Source organism: Halorubrum sp. SP9 (assembly GCF_005435015.1).
GTDB lineage: Archaea > Halobacteriota > Halobacteria > Halobacteriales > Haloferacaceae > Halorubrum > Halorubrum sodomense.
Window position 1 is genome coordinate 1 of sequence record NZ_SGXU01000285.1, and the last position, 554, is coordinate 554.

At 71.8% G+C, this 554-nt stretch carries 1 pseudogene; it reads left to right on the forward strand.

The features are described from left to right. Window positions 1-156: 156 nt before the first annotated feature. Window positions 157-554, forward strand: a pseudogene (locus EXE45_RS17555) (hypothetical protein); the annotation flags it as partial.

Below are 554 nucleotides of genomic sequence, written 5' to 3' on the forward strand. Positions count from 1 at the left end.
CCGGCCATCTCCGCGAGGCGGTCGTCGAGCCGCGTTCGGTTCATACGCGTGCTGCTCGCGCGACGCCCAAAGCGGTTGTCCTCGCGGAACCGATCGCCGTCCCGCACGCGGCCCGTGAGAAAGCATATCCCGCTCGCTCGGGAAGGCCGGGTCGAGATGGCGACCGACGGCCGAACGACGGTCGGATCGCTAGCCTCGCTCCCGCCGGGGTGGCTCCGCGTCGCCGTCGCCTGCGGGGCCGGCGCGGCGCTGCTCGGACTGGGGATCACGCGGGTCGGACTCGCGGTCGCCGGCGTGTCGCCGGGTGACTCGGCGGTCGCTCGGTGGATGGTCGGGGGACCGATATCGGGGCTCGAAGGGTCGGTCTGGTTCCTCTTCGACGCCCATTGGATCCGGATGCGAACGGGGCCGGGGCTGTCGAACCTCGTCGTCTCCGGGCACCCGCTGATACAGTCGGACGCGGCGCTGTGGCCGCTCCGTTTCGTTCCGCTCTCCTTCGGTCTCGGCGCCGCCACCGCCGTCCGGTACCTCGGTATCGACGATCCGCTCACCGG